A 15628-nucleotide genomic window follows, 5' to 3' on the forward strand; every position below is an offset into this window, starting at 1 on the left:
CCTGCCGGATCGGGCCTCCAGGCCCGCAGGGGGCTACTGGGGCGTGTAGGCCGATCCGGAGCCGAGGAATTTCTTGGTGGCCGCGCGCGCTTCGGACGCCTGCGTGGCTTTGCGCGCCTGCTCGGTGGCGTCGCTGCGGAACTGCGCCGCCAGCAGTTGCTGGGTTTGGAGCTGTTGCTTCGCCGCCAGGGCCAGCAGTTGGTTAGTCGCTTGCTGCGCCTGCAGAGCGCCTTGTGCGCCCTGGCTCTTCTCGACGATCTGGCCGAGCACTTCCGCATCGTCATGGATGTTCTCGGCGACGCCGGCCTGCACGGTCATGGTTTGGCGGAACGCTGCCATGCTGGTCTCGAGGCGGGTGCGTGCATCGCGCACCCGCGCGTCCGTCGTGAGCGACGAGCTGAAATCCTGCGGGTAGAGCTTGGCGAACTTCTGGTCGAGTTGGTCGACCTTGAAGTCGATGTTCGTCGCGCGTCCCATCAGCGCGTCGATCGCGGCCAGCTTGCTCTTGATCGCGTCGAGCTGCGGGAAGTCGATGCGCGACAGGTTCTTGCCCTGGTTTACGAGCATCTGCGCTTCGTTCTGCAGCTGCTGGATTTGTTGGTTCACCTGTTGCAGCGTGCGCGCGGCGGTGAGGATATTCTGGGCGTAGTTGCTGGGATCGAAGACTGTGAGCTGGGCATTGGCCGGGCAGATCGGTGCGGCGATGCCCAGCGCCAGCGCGCCGCCGGCGCCCAGGCTGAAGACGGAGGCGCTCAGGCGCTTCGCGGTAGGGATACGCATCAGTGTTCTCCTTCAAGGCTGGGGGCAACAGAGTGGTTGGCGACGATGTCGGCGGCCCAATCGAGGCCGCTCGTGCGCAGGAAGGCCTCGGCGAAGCGCGAAGGGCCATGTTCGGCGAGGACGGCATCGATGCGCGCCTGGGCCGCAGGGTTCGACGAACCGCACAGCGCCAGCGCCACCGGGCCGAGCCCGAGCTCGAACAGGCGGTTCCCGCGTGCGGATTGAAGGTAGTAGTGCCGCTTGGGGGTGGCGCGCGCGATCAGCTCGATCTGCCGGTCGTTGAGGCCGAAGCTGCTGTAGATCGCGTGGCCCTGCGGCTCGATGGCGCGATCGTTGGGTAGCAGGATGCGCTGCGGGCAGCTCGCGATGATGGCAGGTGCGACGGCGGAGCCGGCTATGTCTGCAAGGCTCTGCGTCGCGAAGAGCACCGCGACGTTCTTCTTGCGCAGAACCTTGAGCCACTCGCGAATCCGTGCCGCGAACAGGGGGTGGTCGAGGAAGATCCAGGCCTCGTCGAGGACGAGCAATGTCGGCCGCCCGTCGAACCGCTCCTCGAGCCGGTGGAACAGATATGACAGGACCGGCGCGACCGCGCCCGTCCGGCCCATCAGCGCCTCGGTCTCGAAGCACTGGACGTCGGCGAGCGCCAGCTGCTGCTCGGCGGCATCCAGCAGCCGGCCATACGGGCCCTCCAGTGTATAGGGCTGGAGAGCTACGCGCAGGGCATTGGACTGAAGCAGGAGCGCAAGGCCGGTCAGGGTGCGTTCCGCGCGCGGGGCCGAGGCGAGGCTGCCGAGCGCGCTCCACACCGCGTCCTTCACCTGCGGATCGACCACCACCCCCTCGTGCGTGAGCAGCGCTGCGATCCATTCCGACGCCCAGCCGCGCTCGGCCATGTCGTCGATTCCCACCAAAGGCTGGAAGGCGAGCTCGCCGCCGTCGATGTCCGAGGAGCCGAGCGCGTGATGCGCGCCGCCCATCGCCAGCACGGCGGCCCGGGCGGAGTTGCCCTTGTCGAAGATATAGACCTGCGCCCCAGGATAGCGCCGAAACTGGAGCGCGATGAGCCCGAGCAGGACCGACTTGCCGGCGCCGGTAGGACCCACGACCATCATGTGGCCGACGTCGCCGACATGCGTCGAGACGCGAAAGGGCGTCGCGCCCGCGGTCTTGGCGACGAGCAGCGGCGGGCCACCCAGATGCGCGTTCTGCGCCGGGCCGGCCCAGACTGACGACAGCGGCATCAGGTGCGCAAGGTTGAGCGTATGGACGAGGGGCTGGCGGACGTTGGCATAGACATGGCCCGGCAGAGAGGACAGCCACGCCTCGACTGCATTGACGCCCTCGCGCATGCAAGTGAAGCCGAGGCCGTTGACGATGCGCTCGACGCTGCGGACCTTCTCCTCGACCGCTTCGCGGCGGTGATCGGTGACGGTGATCGTCATGGTCAGGTAGCCGAACGCGACATGGTCACCGCCGAGCTCCTGCAGTGCTTGGTCGGCGTCGACCACCTTGTTGTCCGCATCGCTGTCGAGCAGCTGGGCCGGCTGGTTGTACAGCACCTCGCGCAGCAGCGCTGTGATCGACTTTCGCTTGTTGAACCATTGTCGGCGCAGGCCGGTCAGCGTCTTGGTCGCTTGCGCCTTGTCGAGCGCGATGAAGCGCGTGACCCACCGGTAGCCGAAGTCCTGATGGTTGAGCGCGTCGAGAATACCTGGCCGGCTGAGGCTCGGAAATCCCAGGACCGTGAGCGTGCGAACATGCAGGGAGCCGAGGCGCGGCTCTAGGCCGCCGACAAGCGGGGTGTCGGTAAGGAGACCATCGAGATACATCGGCGTTTCGGGGGCGATGACTGGATGGCTGCGGTCGGAGACGGTCGCGTGGAGGAAGCCCAGCAGCGCGTCGTCGTCGAGCGCGTGGACCTCGGCCATGAACCCTGCGAGCAGGTCCATGACACGGTCGGTCTCGGCGATGAAGCGGGCCAGTGCCCCGCGCCAGTCGCGGCCCTTGAGCGTGCCTTGGTCGGCATCGGGCCGCTCGACCAGCGAGCGCCCGGCGCTGTCAGCCGCGTCGGCTGGCGGCAGCCATGTCAACGTCAGGTGATAGCGGCTCTCGTAGTGGACGCCCTCGGCCTCGAAGGCGGCGCGCCGTTCACGGTCGACCAGCCAGCTCGCCGCGTCGGGAAATTCGCTGACGGGGTAGGAATGGCTTTCGCGCCGCTCGGCATCGAAGAACAGCGCCCATCCGCTGCCCAGGCGTTTGAGCGCATTGTTCGCCCGCGCGCAGGCGGAGACCAGCTCCGCTTCGGTCGCCGATTCGAGGTCGGGGCCGCGAAAGCGCAGGACGCGCAGGAAGCTCGCGTCCTTGTTCAGCACGACGCCGGGCGCCACCAGCGCCGCCCAGGGCAGGTGGTCAGCCAGCCGGTCAAAGCGCGGGCGATATTCGCGCAGGTTCAGCATGCGAGAAACCCCTTCTGGCGCAAGTGGCGGATGAGGACCGGACCGAAGCTCGGGTCGCGGCGCGCGGCCATGACCGCGACGCTGTGCCCGAGCGCCCAAAGGCCAAGGCCGGCCAGCCATTGCTGGAGCCCGAGGCCGACCGCCGCCGCGAGCGTGCCATTGACGATGGCGATCCCGCGCGGCGCACCGCCCAGTAGCAGCGGGGATCCGAGCGAGCCGTGGATCGGCACTTCGAAACCCTCGGTGTGCTCGCCGCCGTTGGCGCCTGGACCGCTCACGAGACCAGCGCCCCACCGCCGAAGCTGAAGAAGGAAAGAAAGAAGCTCGATGCGGCAAACGCGATCGAGAGCCCGAAGACGATTTGGATCAGCCGGCGAAACCCGCCCGCGGTCTCGCCGAACGCGAGGGTAAGCCCGGTGACGATGATGATGATCACCGCGACAATCTTGGCGACCGGGCCCTGGACGGATTCGAGCACTTTTTGCAGCGGCTCTTCCCAAGGCATGCCCGAGCCCGACGCATGGGCCTGGGTTGACAGGACGAGCGCGAAGCCCAGGCCCGCGGCGCGCAGCAGGTGCCGGTGGGTGCGGGAGCGAGAGTGGGAAAGCGTCATGGGCAGTTCTCCTTGGGTCGGGGGTCGAGGATGTCGGTGAGCGTGTAGGTGCCGGTGTCGCGGGAAATCCCGGTCACCCGGGCGAGGGTCGAGACGCGGCGGTCGGTGCCGCGTCCGGCGATGAACACGACGATGTCGATGGCTTCGGCGATGAGCTGGCGCGGCACGGTGAGCACCGCTTCCTGCACGAGCTGCTCGACCCGGTAGAGCGCGGCGAGCGCGCTGTTGGCATGGATCGTCGCGATCCCGCCGGGATGGCCGGTGTTCCACGCCTTGAGCATGTCGAGCGCTTCGGGGCCGCGCACTTCGCCGACGATGATGCGGTCGGGGCGCAGCCGCATTGTCGAGCGGACCAACTGCGTCATCGTTACGTGCGGCGGCCGGGTGCGCAGCGCGACGGTATCGGGCAGGGGGCACTGCAATTCGCGCGTGTCCTCGATCAGGATGACCCGGGCATCGCACGCCGCCATCGCGGCGAGCAGCGCGTTGGCGAGCGTCGTCTTTCCCGAGCTCGTCCCGCCCGCGACGAGAATGTTGTCGCGCCGCGCGACGGCGCTGCGCAGCGCTGCGGCGACCGCGGGCGTCATCAGTCCATCCGTGACATAATCATCGAGCGTGTGGAGGCGCCCCGCCGGCTTACGGATCGAGAAGCAGGGCGCGCTGGACACCGGCGGCAGCACACCTTCGAAGCGCTCGCCGGCCTGGCCTTCGGCATGTGGCGGAAGTTCTGCCGAAATGATCGGAAGGTCGGCATGCACTTCGGCGCGGACGTGGGAGGCGACGAGGCGGATAATGCGCTCGGCCTGCTCCGGGCTCAGCCGCACGGTGGTATCGAGCCGACCCTCGCCGAGCCGGTCCAAGCGCAGCGCGCCGTCCGGGTTGACCATGATCTCGATAACGCGCGGATCGCGCATCGCCGCGGCGATGTCAGGCCCTAGCGCAGTGACCAGCATGCGGCGCTTTCTTTGGGCCGCGGCTGCGGCGGGGCGCTCGGCAGAGGAATAGGTAGCGGTGGCGTCGGCGCTCATGGCCGCTGCTCCGGCAAGGAACCCAGCGAGCGGCGGCCGGCGGCCACCTGGCGCCCGACCTGCTGGACGAACGCCTCGAAGCGCTTGGCGGCCAGGGCGCGCCCGGCCTGGTCGTTCTCAGCAAGCGGTGCCTGGATCGACAGCTCGAAGCGGATGAACAGCGCGATCGTCTCCAGGGTCACATGCGTGTCGCGCTCGACGCGGCCAACCGCTTGGGTCATCCGGTCGAGCCGGATCGCGAACCGGTCTTCGAGTTCGGAGGCACCGCGGCGATTGAGCCAAGCCGTGACCGCGTCGGTCAGGATCGCGGACTTCGACGCGCCGGGCTTGGCGGCGAGCGCTTCGAGCCGATCGCTGAGCGGCTTGGGGAGGAACAGCTGGTGGCGTACTTTTTCCGCCATGGTCAGAAGTCCAGCTGCAGGTCGTCGGGGCGACCGGTACCGGCATCGAGCCCGTAAACGGACCGGGCAACGCTGGCTGCCTGCACCCGGTCCATCGCGCGGCGTTCGGCTGCCCCGTCGCTGTTGTCTTCGGCAAGGCCCAGCAGATCGGCAGGCTCGGGCTCTGGGCGCAGGACAGGCTCGACCTCGTGTGCGGGATGGCGCGCCTGCTCGAGGCCGCCGGTCTCCGCGTCGCCGTCACCCTCGACGTCGGGCGCGAGCCGCGCATCGGCGCTGCGGACCTCGGCGCCCCAGTCATCGGTGCGCGCGGGAGGCACGTCGCGGTAGCACGTGTCGTCGAGGGCGGGCGCGCGAAGGACACGCGCGGCGAATGCGGGGTCGTCGTAGTAGCGCAGTTTTCTCGCCCGGATTGGCGGCTGCCCCGAGACGAGCACCAGTTCATCGGCTGGACTAAGCTGCATCACCTCGCCCGGCGTCAGGAGCGCGCGGGCGGTTTCCTGGCGGCTGACCATGACATGGGCAAGCCAGGGGGCGAGCCGGTGCCCGGCATAGTTGCGCATCGCGCGCTGCTCGGTCGCTGTCCCGAGCGCATCCGAAATGCGCTTGGCGGTACGCTCGTCGTTGCTCGCGAACGCGACGCGAACATGGCAGTTGTCGAGGATGGCGTTGTGCTCGCCGTAAGCCTTCTCGATCTGGTTCAGGCTCTGTGCGATCAGGAAAGCGCGCACCCCGTAGCCGGCAAGGAAGGCGAGACTGGTCTCGAAGAAGTCCAGGCGGCCTAGCGCTGGGAATTCGTCGAGCATGAGCAGCAGGCGGTGGCGATGGGTGTCGCCGGAGGCCGCGGGCGCCATCGCCTGGAGCCGTTCGGTGAGCCGCCGGCCGATCTGGTTGAGGATCAGCCGGATGAGCGGCTTGGTGCGGCTGATGTCCGAGGGCGGCACGACGAGGTAGAGCGACGTCGGATGCTTAGCCTCGACGAGGTCCACGATCCGCCAGTCCGATCGCGCGGTGACTGCAGCGATGGTCGGGTCGCGATAAAGCCCGAGGAAGGACATCGCGGTCGAGAGCACGCCCGAGCGTTCATTCTCGCTCTTGTTCAGCAGTTCGCGTGCAGCGGACGCGACCACCGGATGCACGCGAGGCGCCTCCGCAGTGCCCAGGTGGTTGGTCGTCATCATCCGGCGCAGGGCGGCGGCGAACGAACGCTGCGGGTCCGACAGAAAGGTCGCGACGCGAGCGAGTGTCTTCTCCTCCTCGGCATAGAGGACGTGGAGGATCGCGCCGACCAGCAGAGAATGGCTGGTCTTTTCCCAGTGGCTGCGCCGTTCCAGCGCGCCTTCCGGGTCGACGAGGATGTCGGCGATGTTCTGGACGTCGCGGACCTCGCCGTCGCCGCGGCGCACTTCGAGCAGGGGATTGTAGCGCGCGGACCGGGCATCAGTCGGGTTGAACAGCAGGCAATGCGAGAAGCGCGCGCGCCAGCCAGCGGTCAACTGCCAGTTCTCGCCCTTGATGTCGTGGACGACTGTGGAACCGGTCCAAGAGAGCAGGGTCGGCACGACCAGGCCAACGCCTTTGCCTGAGCGGGTCGGGGCGAACGCCATGACGTGTTCAGGGCCGTCGTGACGAAGATACCGGGCGCCGATCCGGCCCAAGGCGACACCGTCATTTCCGAACAGTCCGGCAGTTGCTACGTCCTTGCTCGTTGCCCAGCGGGCCGAACCGTAGGTGGTGACCGTGCCTGACTGGCGCGCGCGCCATACCGAGCCGAAGATAGCTGCGCCGCAGCCTAGGAATCCCCCAGCCGCAGCGATCGCGCCCGCTTCATCGAAGATAGCCGGAGCATACGCTTCGAATGAGAACCACCACGAGAAAATCGACCACGGATGGTAGACACGCGCGCCGAACAAATGGAACCAGGGAGGCCCGAGTTCTGGTTGGTGGGCCAGACTCGCCGCTGCCCATTGCGTGGACGTCCAGATACTCGCGATGATGATCCCGAGCACCACGAGGATTTGTCCGATTAGCAGCTTGGTAGGTGTCATGCGTGTCTCCGACCGCGCTCGTTCCTAAGAGGGCGGTCACGAGCCAAGAATCACACAAGTGACTGATCGGGGTGAGATGCTCGCTGAGGTCCTCACGTATCGATTGGAGGTCTTCCGTGTCTCGGAGGTCACGGCGTTTGGCTTGCCCAGCCTATCCCAAGATCGCTGACGGCAACTCGGGAAAGGATCGGACCATGAGCCACACCATCAGTCTGCGCCGGCAGACGCGACCCGTTGAACTCGTCGTTACCGAGCCGCTTCGCCGGCCGCACGCACGGAAGAAGGTGGTTGCGGAAGCAGCTAATTGTTGTGTGAGGGAAGTTACGCGCTTCTCGGCCCACCGGCCCATTGGCTGGATTGTCGGAATTTGGCATGATGTGGCCCGGAACAGCATGTGGAGACTTGACCGATGCCAGACCATGACCATGGAAGCGGCGAAGCGTGGGCCGACATTCTGGCGCGCCGTTCGCCCGAAGGTCGCGCAGTCGCCGAGCAATTGCGCCAGGCCGAAGAAGCAGCGTTCGCCATCCAGCAGCGGATCGTGGCGGCAATTACGGAGAAGCGCGACTTCGCCGAGGATTTTAAAGCGTTCGAAGCTGCGATCGCGGAAGTCGATCGCATGCGATCAGAGGTCCATCGCATGGCAATACAGTGATGCCGGCATTCGCCGTTCGCTGGCTATGGATTCCAGCGGCGCCCTAGCGGCTTTGGCCGATCGCTCAGCCCGATGGCGCCCTGATGCGGCGATGGACGACATTGTTCCAGTGCCGTCCCTCTCGGTGGCTTCTTTCATCAGATCGGTGCGTCGATCACTGGAGCGTCCTCTCGCCCGGCGAATCCGGCTGTAAGTCGCGTCAGCCTGTTGTGTTCGACGTTGTTTGATCGCCCCGATCACCGGCGCTGGAGAGCCAAGATCCAGTACTGCGTGAAACACTTGCCCCTGCTTTGCATCCTCGATGCCGATGAGCAGCCCGTCTCCGACACGCAGGGGATCGAGATCAGCTTCCCTGGCGATGCGATTCCAACCCTTGAGGACCGGGTAAACACGAGTACGGGAGCCGGAAACGCCAAGATCATCTGGGGCGACCTGGCGATCTGCGGCGTATTTCGTTGATGAGCGAAACAGCGATCCGCCCAAATTCGCCGCGCGTCACTATCGCCGCGACATCTCACCACGGCCTCATCGTACAGATCGACCGCGAAAAGCTTGAACTCCCGTGGACGGGGGTGCGAGTGGTCAGTGCGGGACATGTTCCTGCAGCGGCAGGCGCCTGGCATCTCGCTCTCGCTCTCGAGGTCGAAGCGGACTCCCTCGAACATCTGCTGATCGCCACCGAAGCCGATCGGGTCTGGGCGGCGCTCACCGCCATGTTACCCCTGGTTTTTCAAGATATGCCTCCTATCGACGCATGGGCGCCCGTGGTGCTCGCAAGTTCAGCGCCTTTATCGCTTTTAGATCAGCCCTCCGGCAAAAGGAGTTTCCGCTCTCCATTGAAAGCCGAGCATAATGCGTACAGCGACAGGTCTTCTTGGGCGGTGTCCGGCCTGAAATTACCGCGATCAGTGCCCGCCGATTAAAATTTTGCAAGGCCCTCGGTGGGGGCAACAGTTCGCCATATTCCGATTGAAATGCTTCGCGAAACATGCGAGCAATTATCAATAGGGGTATTGGGGTATTTTATGACGTTCAGGTTTTGCGACCGCAGCGCTGCGATAGCGCTGTTTCGCGCCCGCCGTGTCAGCCGTCAGCGTTTGCTCGACGGATAGCGAGGCCATAAGCGGCGCCCGTAACGGCGTTCTCCTCTATGCTCAGGCGGATGCGACCACGCGCCTGAGCTACCTTATCGTGGTTTGCTCGACTTGGCGGATGGGCAGTCCTCGCTACATGCATTTTCCTGTTCAGGGCAAACTTGCGTTTGCCACACTTCTGCTTGCACCGGTTCAGGGCCTCTACGCGGCTTCTGGGCGCAGCGAAGCTGTAACTATCCCCTCCGCGGATCGATCGCTGCCTTCTGCTCCTGAAGGGGCGAAAGCGATCGAGCCGGTGCCGAACGACAGCCTGGCGGCTGCGGTGGTGCAGGCCTATGTCTCCAATCCCTCGCTTGCCGCGGCGCGTTACGACCTGCGCGCCACGGACGACGAGCTTGGCCTCGCCCTGGCCCGCGCCCGCACCACGGTCGATCTCCAGGTCTCGGGCCAGTACGACCTGACCTTGCCCGGGCGTACCACCCAGGCATCCCGGCCGCTGGTTGATCGGCTCAATGATCCCCACATCGAGCGCAACAGCCTCGCCTCCAGCCTGATCGCCGACCAGCCCCTTTATGCCGGGGGGCGTATCAGTAGCGCGATCGCCAGTGCCCGCGCGGGCATCGAAGCCGGGCGCGAAGCCCTGCGCGGCGATGAAGGCGACATGCTGGTCAACCTGATCGCCGCCTATAGCGATGTACGCCGGGGCAGCCGGGTCGTGGCCATTCGCGAGACCAACGTCCGTGTTCTTGAGAAAATGCTGGATGAAGTTGCCGCGCGCCGTGAGGCGGGGGAACTGACCCGCACCGACATCGCGCAGGCCGAAACCCAGCTCCAGGCAGCCCAGGTCCAACTCGACGGCTCGCGCGCCGAACTGGAATCCAGTCGAGCGACATTTGCGGCGATCGTCGGCCGCGAGCCAGGCACCCTCGCGCAGCCCCCCGCGCTGCCTGGGTTACCGGGGACCATTGATGATGCCTTTGCGAGCGCGGAACACGCCAACCCCGATCTGAGGCAGGCGATCGCGCAGGACAGGGTGTCGCGAGGACAGATCGCCGTAGCCAGGGCTGAAGGTCGTCCGAGCCTGTCGATTCAGGGCGTTGCCGGGACAAACGGTGAGGCCATTCCCTTCCACCGTCGGGATCAGGATGTGACTTTCACCGGCCGGGCAACCCTGACGATTCCGCTGATCGCCGGCGGCCGTATTCGCTCGATGGTCGCGCAGGCCGAGAACCGTGAAAGCGCGGATCGGCTCCGGATCGTCGCCACGCGGCGGCAGGTCGTGCAGACGATCATCAATGCCTGGAACCAGTGGGTCACGGCCGAGCGCAATGTCGCCACCCAGAACGTTCAGCTCAAGGCTGCACGAGTCTATTACGACGGCACCTTCGAAGAATACCGCGAGGGCCTGCGTTCGACCTTCGACGTGCTCTATGCCCAGAACTCGCTGCGTGAAACCGAGATCGCGGTATTGTCCAGCGAGCGCGACAGCTATGTTGCGCAGGCCTACCTGCTGCGCCAACTCGGCCAGCTGGAAGCCGGCCGCCTGGTCCAGGGAGCCAGCACCTACGATCCGGCCATCTACACCCGAAAGGCAGAGACCCGCAGCGGCGTGCCATGGGGCGCGGCAGTGCGCGCGCTCGACGGCCTGGCTGCACCGAGCGGCAAGCCACAGCCCATCACTCAGCCACACAGCGCGGAGCCGGCGTCCGTCGTAGTCCCGCCGGTCTATGCCCGGGAGCACCCGCTGGCCACGAGCGGACCATCGAACCCCGCCATCACTCCGCTCCGGGGTGCAACCGATGAATGACATGCATAATCCCGAGCTGACAGAAACACTGCCCCCGCGAGACGATAGCGGTCTTTTCGCGTTCGCGACGGTTCTCGCGCTGCACCGCATTGCCGTCGATCCACAACAGCTGCGCCACGGCCTTGGGCATGACCGCGCGATCGATGCCGACGATCTCAAGCGTCTCGCCAAGCGTCAGGACGAGGTCCGCGCCAAATCGTCGCGAGGCAGTTTCGACAAGCTGCGCCAGATGCCGCTACCCGCGCTCGCCAATGGCCCCGCGGGCTGGTTCGTCATCGCCCGGGTGGCGGACGACGAAGTTCTGATCCAACCGCCGTGCCACTCAGTTGACGGCGTGCAGCCGCAGATCATGAAGATCGGTCGTGACGCGCTCGAGGCAATGTGGTCGGGCGAGCTGCTACTGGTGACCACCCGCGAAGGCGTTGGCGGGGTCAGCCGGGCCTTTGACGTCAGCTGGTTCATTCCGCAGATCGTCAAGTACCGGCGTCTGATCGGCGAGGTCCTGCTTATTACGCTGGGGATCAATCTTCTCGGGCTCGCCTCACCGCTATTCTTCCAGAATGTCATCGACAAGGTGCTCGTCCACAATACCCTCGACACCCTGACCATCCTGGTGATCGGGTTCGGCGTCGTGTCCGTCTGGGAAACGGCCTTCGGATGGCTGCGTACCCGGCTCTATTCCGAGACGAGCCAGAAGATCGATGTCGAGCTCGGGGCAAAGCTGTTCCGCCACCTGCTCGGCCTCAACCTCTCCTACTTCGAGGCGCGCCGGGTCGGCGACATCGCCATGCGCGTTCGCCAACTCGAGACGATCCGGGAGTTTCTCACTAACGCATCGTTGACCGTACTGGTCGATCCGATCTTCACGGTCATCTTCCTGATCGTGATGTGGTTCTACTCCACCCAGCTTTTCTTGATCTCGATCCTGACGATCCCCTGCTACATCGCGGTCGCCGTTTTCATCACCGGTCCGCTGCGCGCGCGGATCGAAGAGAAGTTTGAGCGGTCCGCAGCCAACAACGCCCTGCTCATCGAGAGCATCGGTGGCATCCAGACGGTAAAGGCCGGCGCGGTCGAGCCGCAGTGGCAGGATCGCTGGGAGCGCCAGCTCGCCGGCTACAGCTTCGCCTCGCAGAAGGTCATCAATCTCGGCAACACTGGCAGCCAGCTGATCCAGCTGATCTCCAAGATCAACATGGTGCTGATCCTCTATTTCGGCGCGCGCGCGGTGATCGATAAGGACCTGACCGTCGGCGGACTGGTGGCGTTCAACATGTTCGCGCAGCGGGTTTCCGGTCCGGTCATCCGCATGGCGCAGCTGTGGCAGGAATTCCAGCAGGTGCGCATTGCCATCGAGCGTCTCGGTGACGTGCTCAACCAGCCTATCGAGCCCGGTACCGGCAGCCGTGTAGCATTGCCGCAGCTCAAGGGTGCCGTTGCTTTCGAAAGCGTGAGATTTCGCTACGGTCTGGATGGTCCCTGGACCCTCGACGACATCGACCTGATCGTTCCGGCGGGCTCGACACTGGGCATCGTCGGTTCTTCCGGATCGGGCAAGTCGACGCTCACAAAGCTTCTGCAGCGGCTCTACGTGCCCGGGGCCGGGCGCGTCACCATCGACGGTGTCGACATCGCCCAAATCGATCCGGCATGGCTCCGTCGGCAGATCGGCGTCGTCCTCCAGGAAAACCTCCTGTTCAGCCGGACAATCCGCGAGAACATCGCGCTGTCCAATCCGGCCATGCCGATCGAGAAGGTCATGGCCGCAGCCGAACTCGCCGGGGCGCACGAGTTCATCGTCAAGCTGCCGCAGGGCTATGACACCCTCGTCGAAGAGCGCGGTACCAATCTGTCTGGAGGTCAGCGCCAGCGTCTCGCGATCGCCCGCGCCCTAGTCAATCAGCCGCGCATTCTCATTCTCGATGAGGCGACCAGCGCGCTCGATGCCGAGAGCGAGGAGATCATCCAGCGCAACCTCAAGGCCATGGCGGCAGGACGCACCGTGATCATCATTGCTCATCGCCTTTCCGCCGTCCGGCAGTGCGATACCCTGATCGCCCTCGAGGCCGGCCGCATTGTCGAGCGCGGTAACCATGAAGAGCTCTTGCGGGCAAATGGACGCTATGCCGACCTCCATCGCCGCCAGAGCGGAGGGATTGCCGCATGAGTGCCTGGGGCCATCATTGGGACGTTCTGCGCGAAGCGGTGCGGGTTGAGAAGGAGCGGGCGAAGAACTTTGTCCCGACGCGCGAAGCCGACTTCCTGCCGGCGGCGCTCGAGGTTGCTGAGCGACCGGTTTCGCCGACGGCACGGGCCACGGCGTGGGTCCTGCTTGGCGGCCTTGCAATCACGATTGCTTGGACCGTGTTCGGCCGCGTCGATGTCGTGGCCTCGGCACCGGGCAGCTTGATCCCCACCGGGAATACCAAGCTCGTCCAGTCCCCCGGGCAAGGCGTCGTAAGGGCGATCTATGTCCGCAACGGTGACGCCGTGCATAAGGGGCAAGCCCTCCTCGACCTCGATCCCACGCTGACCGGAGCCGATCTCGCTCAGGCGGAGAAGGCGCTGGCCTCGGCCGAACTCGACATTGCCCGTAATCGGGCAATCGCAAATGCGCTATCGGGGCAGGGACTGCATTTTGTGGCGCCGGCAGGAACCTCGCCCGAGATAGCCGACACCCAGCGGCGTCTGATTGCGGCGCAACTCGCCGAAATCGAGGCGGCGATGGCAAGCCTGTCTTCCGCTCGTCGTTCGGCGCTCTCAGACGCGGACTCGGCTCGTGCGCAGGTGGCCCGGCTAACGGATACAGTCCCGATCCTTGATCGTCAGATCGAGCGCATGAATCGGCTTGACGCCAAGGGCTATGCCCCGGGCCAACGCCTTCTGGAATTGCAAAGGCAGCGCCGTCAGGAGGCGGGCGATCGCGATGTAGCGGTGACGCAGATCACCCGAGGGCTCGCCGAGGCCGGTAAACTTGAACAGCAAAGCCGTGAGGCGCGCGAACAGGCGCGCCATACTGCCCTGACGGATCTCGCCAAGGCCGAAGCAGACGCCATCTTGCGCCGTGAGGAAGTGACCAAGGCGAAGCAGATGAGCCGTTTCCAGAGACTGGTTTCACCGGTCAACGGCACCATCCAGCAGTTGGACGCACATACCGTGGGCGGTGTGGTGGAAGCGGCAAAGCCGCTGATGGCGGTTGTTCCGAACCGCGGTGGGATCGAGGTAGAAGCGAAAATCCTCAACAAGGATGTGGGTTTCGTACACGCGGGGCAAGATGCCGCCGTCAAGCTCGAGGCATTTCCATTCACACGATACGGCACTGTGCCGGGCCGCGTACTCTCAATCAGTCGTGATGCGGTCCAAGACAAAGAGCTAGGGTCAGTTTTTCCGACAACTATCGTTTTGGACAAATCTTTCATCGACGCGGACGGAAGGCGTTACGTTCTAACACCAGGGCTTGCGGCGACGGTGGATATCAAAACAGGAACAAGGCGGATCATTAGCTACCTATTTAGTCCGTTGCAAAAGGCCGTCTCGCAAGCGGGGAGAGAGAAATGAAGGCAAAAATATATACTTCCGAGCATCGCTATGATACTTTCAACGCAGCGCGATATGAAAACCTCTACCTATTGCGTCTGATCTCGCGCAGATCCGGTTCAGGTTCTAGCCGCAAAACCAAATCATTCCTGCGCATGCCCGTGGTAGAAAAAAGTGCGATAGCATATAGCTGGCGGCGGAGTATCGCGGTGGCTGCCTTGGCGATGACTACTAGCACATCCTGCACCTCTCCGACCCAATATATGGGTATTCCACTCCAAAAAGGTGCAGCATTTTCAGAATTACAAGTTCTAGCCGTTCGAGCCAGATCCGGCGATAAAGAGGCACAGATCGAGCTCGCGACGGCATTCGAAACAGGCCAAGGTGTTCCGCAAAATTCGAAGTATGCTCGGCGCCTCTTCAAGGACGCATCGATGCCGTCAGGCGGATCACGTACAATATACGTTCCTGGAAATAATGGGCGCACATTAATGGCAGTCCCTGTATATTTAGGCCAGCCAGTCGATGGAATACAGAGGCAATCAGGAGAACGCCCTAAATATAAAATGATAAACGATCACGTTAAGGCACTTTCTTCCACGGCAAACCAAATTGAGGCAGCCGCCCCAGCTTCGTGGGAAGAAAATTACTTTCGTGAACGCCTCGAGCATAATCCTAGCTTAGAATACGATCGCGATCTTCAGTATGATGGGAAATATTTTGGGATTTTGAAAATTGGAGATCTTTCGGCAAAGGAATTTTATAATAGTCCGATATATTCCGGAGATACTCGGAAGGCCCGGGGGCCGTGTCTGTTAATGGAGGCGGCATTGTCTCGCGTATGGACCGGGACTATGACTAGGTGTGAATCTGAGCGATGGAATTTCACTAGGCCCGTGGGGCTTTCAGGCAGCTCTCGTGAAGAAGTTCTTTTTACTCTAAATTACTCGTTCACCGGCCTTCGTACAGAATGCGTACATGTAGGTGTGTGCGACAATCTAATATTTTCAACGGGAAGTTATAAGCCCCACAGCTGTGGCTGGTTCGTCTATCATCGCTTCAGGAATGCGCAGGGGGAAGCGCTTATTTTCCTTGAGTCCATGGACGTTTCCTATCTTGCCGCGAAATATCCTAAGTTCAAACGCCTAGTCTCGAAATCGCGTGCCACACAGTCTGCTTTCTGCGAGCAAACTACCGCCAACTGAGGGA

14 protein-coding genes are annotated in these 15628 nt (G+C 64.0%); 7 read left to right on the forward strand and 7 right to left on the reverse strand.

The window, feature by feature from the left end:
• Positions 1–33: 33 nt before the first annotated feature.
• The 7 genes from trbJ to TQ38_RS04535 are packed head-to-tail and all read right to left on the reverse strand — an operon-like array spanning position 34 to position 7326.
• Entirely contained in the window at positions 34–780 is a 747-nt protein-coding gene (gene trbJ, locus TQ38_RS04505) for a P-type conjugative transfer protein TrbJ (protein WP_043971970.1), read from the reverse strand.
• Entirely contained in the window at positions 780–3239 is a 2460-nt protein-coding gene (gene trbE / locus TQ38_RS04510) for a conjugal transfer protein TrbE (RefSeq protein WP_043971968.1), read from the reverse strand. The genes trbJ and trbE overlap by 1 nt, the downstream gene beginning before the upstream one ends.
• Positions 3233–3517, reverse strand: coding sequence for a VirB3 family type IV secretion system protein (locus tag TQ38_RS04515; protein WP_043971967.1), 285 nt, complete (start codon positions 3515–3517; stop codon positions 3233–3235). The genes trbE and TQ38_RS04515 overlap by 7 nt, the downstream gene beginning before the upstream one ends.
• Entirely contained in the window at positions 3514–3852 is a 339-nt protein-coding gene (locus TQ38_RS04520) for a TrbC/VirB2 family protein (protein WP_043971965.1), read from the reverse strand. The genes TQ38_RS04515 and TQ38_RS04520 overlap by 4 nt, the downstream gene beginning before the upstream one ends.
• Entirely contained in the window at positions 3849–4880 is a 1032-nt protein-coding gene (trbB, locus tag TQ38_RS04525) for a P-type conjugative transfer ATPase TrbB (protein ID WP_043971962.1), read from the reverse strand. Before trbB ends, TQ38_RS04520 begins: the two co-directional genes overlap by 4 nt.
• Positions 4877–5281 (reverse strand): hypothetical protein, encoded by a 405-nt coding sequence (locus TQ38_RS04530; protein WP_043971960.1) that lies wholly within the window; start codon positions 5279–5281, stop codon positions 4877–4879. The genes trbB and TQ38_RS04530 overlap by 4 nt, the downstream gene beginning before the upstream one ends.
• Before the next feature lie 2 nt (positions 5282–5283).
• A complete protein-coding gene (locus tag TQ38_RS04535) occupies positions 5284–7326 on the reverse strand; it encodes a conjugal transfer protein TraG (RefSeq protein WP_043971957.1) in 2043 nt (680 codons plus the stop codon).
• Between the two features lie 409 nt (positions 7327–7735).
• On the opposite strand from TQ38_RS04535, the gene TQ38_RS04540 reads away from it, so the two are divergent.
• The 7 genes from TQ38_RS04540 to TQ38_RS29885 all read left to right on the forward strand — a co-directional run bounded on the left by TQ38_RS04540 (position 7736) and on the right by TQ38_RS29885 (position 15624).
• On the forward strand, positions 7736–7981 hold the full coding sequence (locus TQ38_RS04540; RefSeq protein ID WP_043971954.1) for a hypothetical protein: 246 nt from the start codon (positions 7736–7738) through the stop codon (positions 7979–7981).
• Between the two features lie 270 nt (positions 7982–8251).
• Positions 8252–8440: a hypothetical protein gene (locus TQ38_RS04545; protein ID WP_240197944.1), complete on the forward strand. Its 189-nt coding sequence runs from the start codon at positions 8252–8254 to the stop codon at positions 8438–8440.
• Positions 8440–8904: a hypothetical protein gene (locus tag TQ38_RS04550; protein WP_052505584.1), complete on the forward strand. Its 465-nt coding sequence runs from the start codon at positions 8440–8442 to the stop codon at positions 8902–8904. The genes TQ38_RS04545 and TQ38_RS04550 overlap by 1 nt, the downstream gene beginning before the upstream one ends.
• 466 nt (positions 8905–9370) lie before the next feature.
• Entirely contained in the window at positions 9371–10882 is a 1512-nt protein-coding gene (locus TQ38_RS04555) for a TolC family protein (RefSeq protein ID WP_162792205.1), read from the forward strand.
• Positions 10875–13049 (forward strand): type I secretion system permease/ATPase, encoded by a 2175-nt coding sequence (locus TQ38_RS04560; RefSeq protein WP_043971949.1) that lies wholly within the window; start codon positions 10875–10877, stop codon positions 13047–13049. Before TQ38_RS04555 ends, TQ38_RS04560 begins: the two co-directional genes overlap by 8 nt.
• Positions 13046–14440: an HlyD family type I secretion periplasmic adaptor subunit gene (locus TQ38_RS04565; protein WP_043971947.1), complete on the forward strand. Its 1395-nt coding sequence runs from the start codon at positions 13046–13048 to the stop codon at positions 14438–14440. Before TQ38_RS04560 ends, TQ38_RS04565 begins: the two co-directional genes overlap by 4 nt.
• Positions 14437–15624 (forward strand): SEL1-like repeat protein, encoded by a 1188-nt coding sequence (locus TQ38_RS29885; protein WP_162792206.1) that lies wholly within the window; start codon positions 14437–14439, stop codon positions 15622–15624. Before TQ38_RS04565 ends, TQ38_RS29885 begins: the two co-directional genes overlap by 4 nt.
• Positions 15625–15628: the final 4 nt, after the last annotated feature.

Origin of the sequence: Novosphingobium sp. P6W, from assembly GCF_000876675.2 — a bacterium.
In the GTDB taxonomy this organism is placed as follows: Bacteria; Pseudomonadota; Alphaproteobacteria; order Sphingomonadales; family Sphingomonadaceae; genus Novosphingobium.

Coding starts and splice junctions, on each gene's coding strand:
- trbB (WP_043971962.1), bottom strand. CDS start 4,880: ATGAGCGCCGACGCCACCGCTACCTATTCCTCTGCCGAGCGCCCCGCC.
- trbJ (WP_043971970.1), bottom strand. CDS start 780: ATGCGTATCCCTACCGCGAAGCGCCTGAGCGCCTCCGTCTTCAGCCTG.
- TQ38_RS04530 (WP_043971960.1), bottom strand. CDS start 5,281: ATGGCGGAAAAAGTACGCCACCAGCTGTTCCTCCCCAAGCCGCTCAGC.
- TQ38_RS04565 (WP_043971947.1), top strand. CDS start 13,046: ATGAGTGCCTGGGGCCATCATTGGGACGTTCTGCGCGAAGCGGTGCGG.
- TQ38_RS29885 (WP_162792206.1), top strand. CDS start 14,437: ATGAAGGCAAAAATATATACTTCCGAGCATCGCTATGATACTTTCAAC.
- trbE (WP_043971968.1), bottom strand. CDS start 3,239: ATGCTGAACCTGCGCGAATATCGCCCGCGCTTTGACCGGCTGGCTGAC.
- TQ38_RS04535 (WP_043971957.1), bottom strand. CDS start 7,326: ATGACACCTACCAAGCTGCTAATCGGACAAATCCTCGTGGTGCTCGGG.
- TQ38_RS04550 (WP_052505584.1), top strand. CDS start 8,440: ATGAGCGAAACAGCGATCCGCCCAAATTCGCCGCGCGTCACTATCGCC.
- TQ38_RS04520 (WP_043971965.1), bottom strand. CDS start 3,852: ATGACGCTTTCCCACTCTCGCTCCCGCACCCACCGGCACCTGCTGCGC.
- TQ38_RS04540 (WP_043971954.1), top strand. CDS start 7,736: ATGCCAGACCATGACCATGGAAGCGGCGAAGCGTGGGCCGACATTCTG.
- TQ38_RS04560 (WP_043971949.1), top strand. CDS start 10,875: ATGAATGACATGCATAATCCCGAGCTGACAGAAACACTGCCCCCGCGA.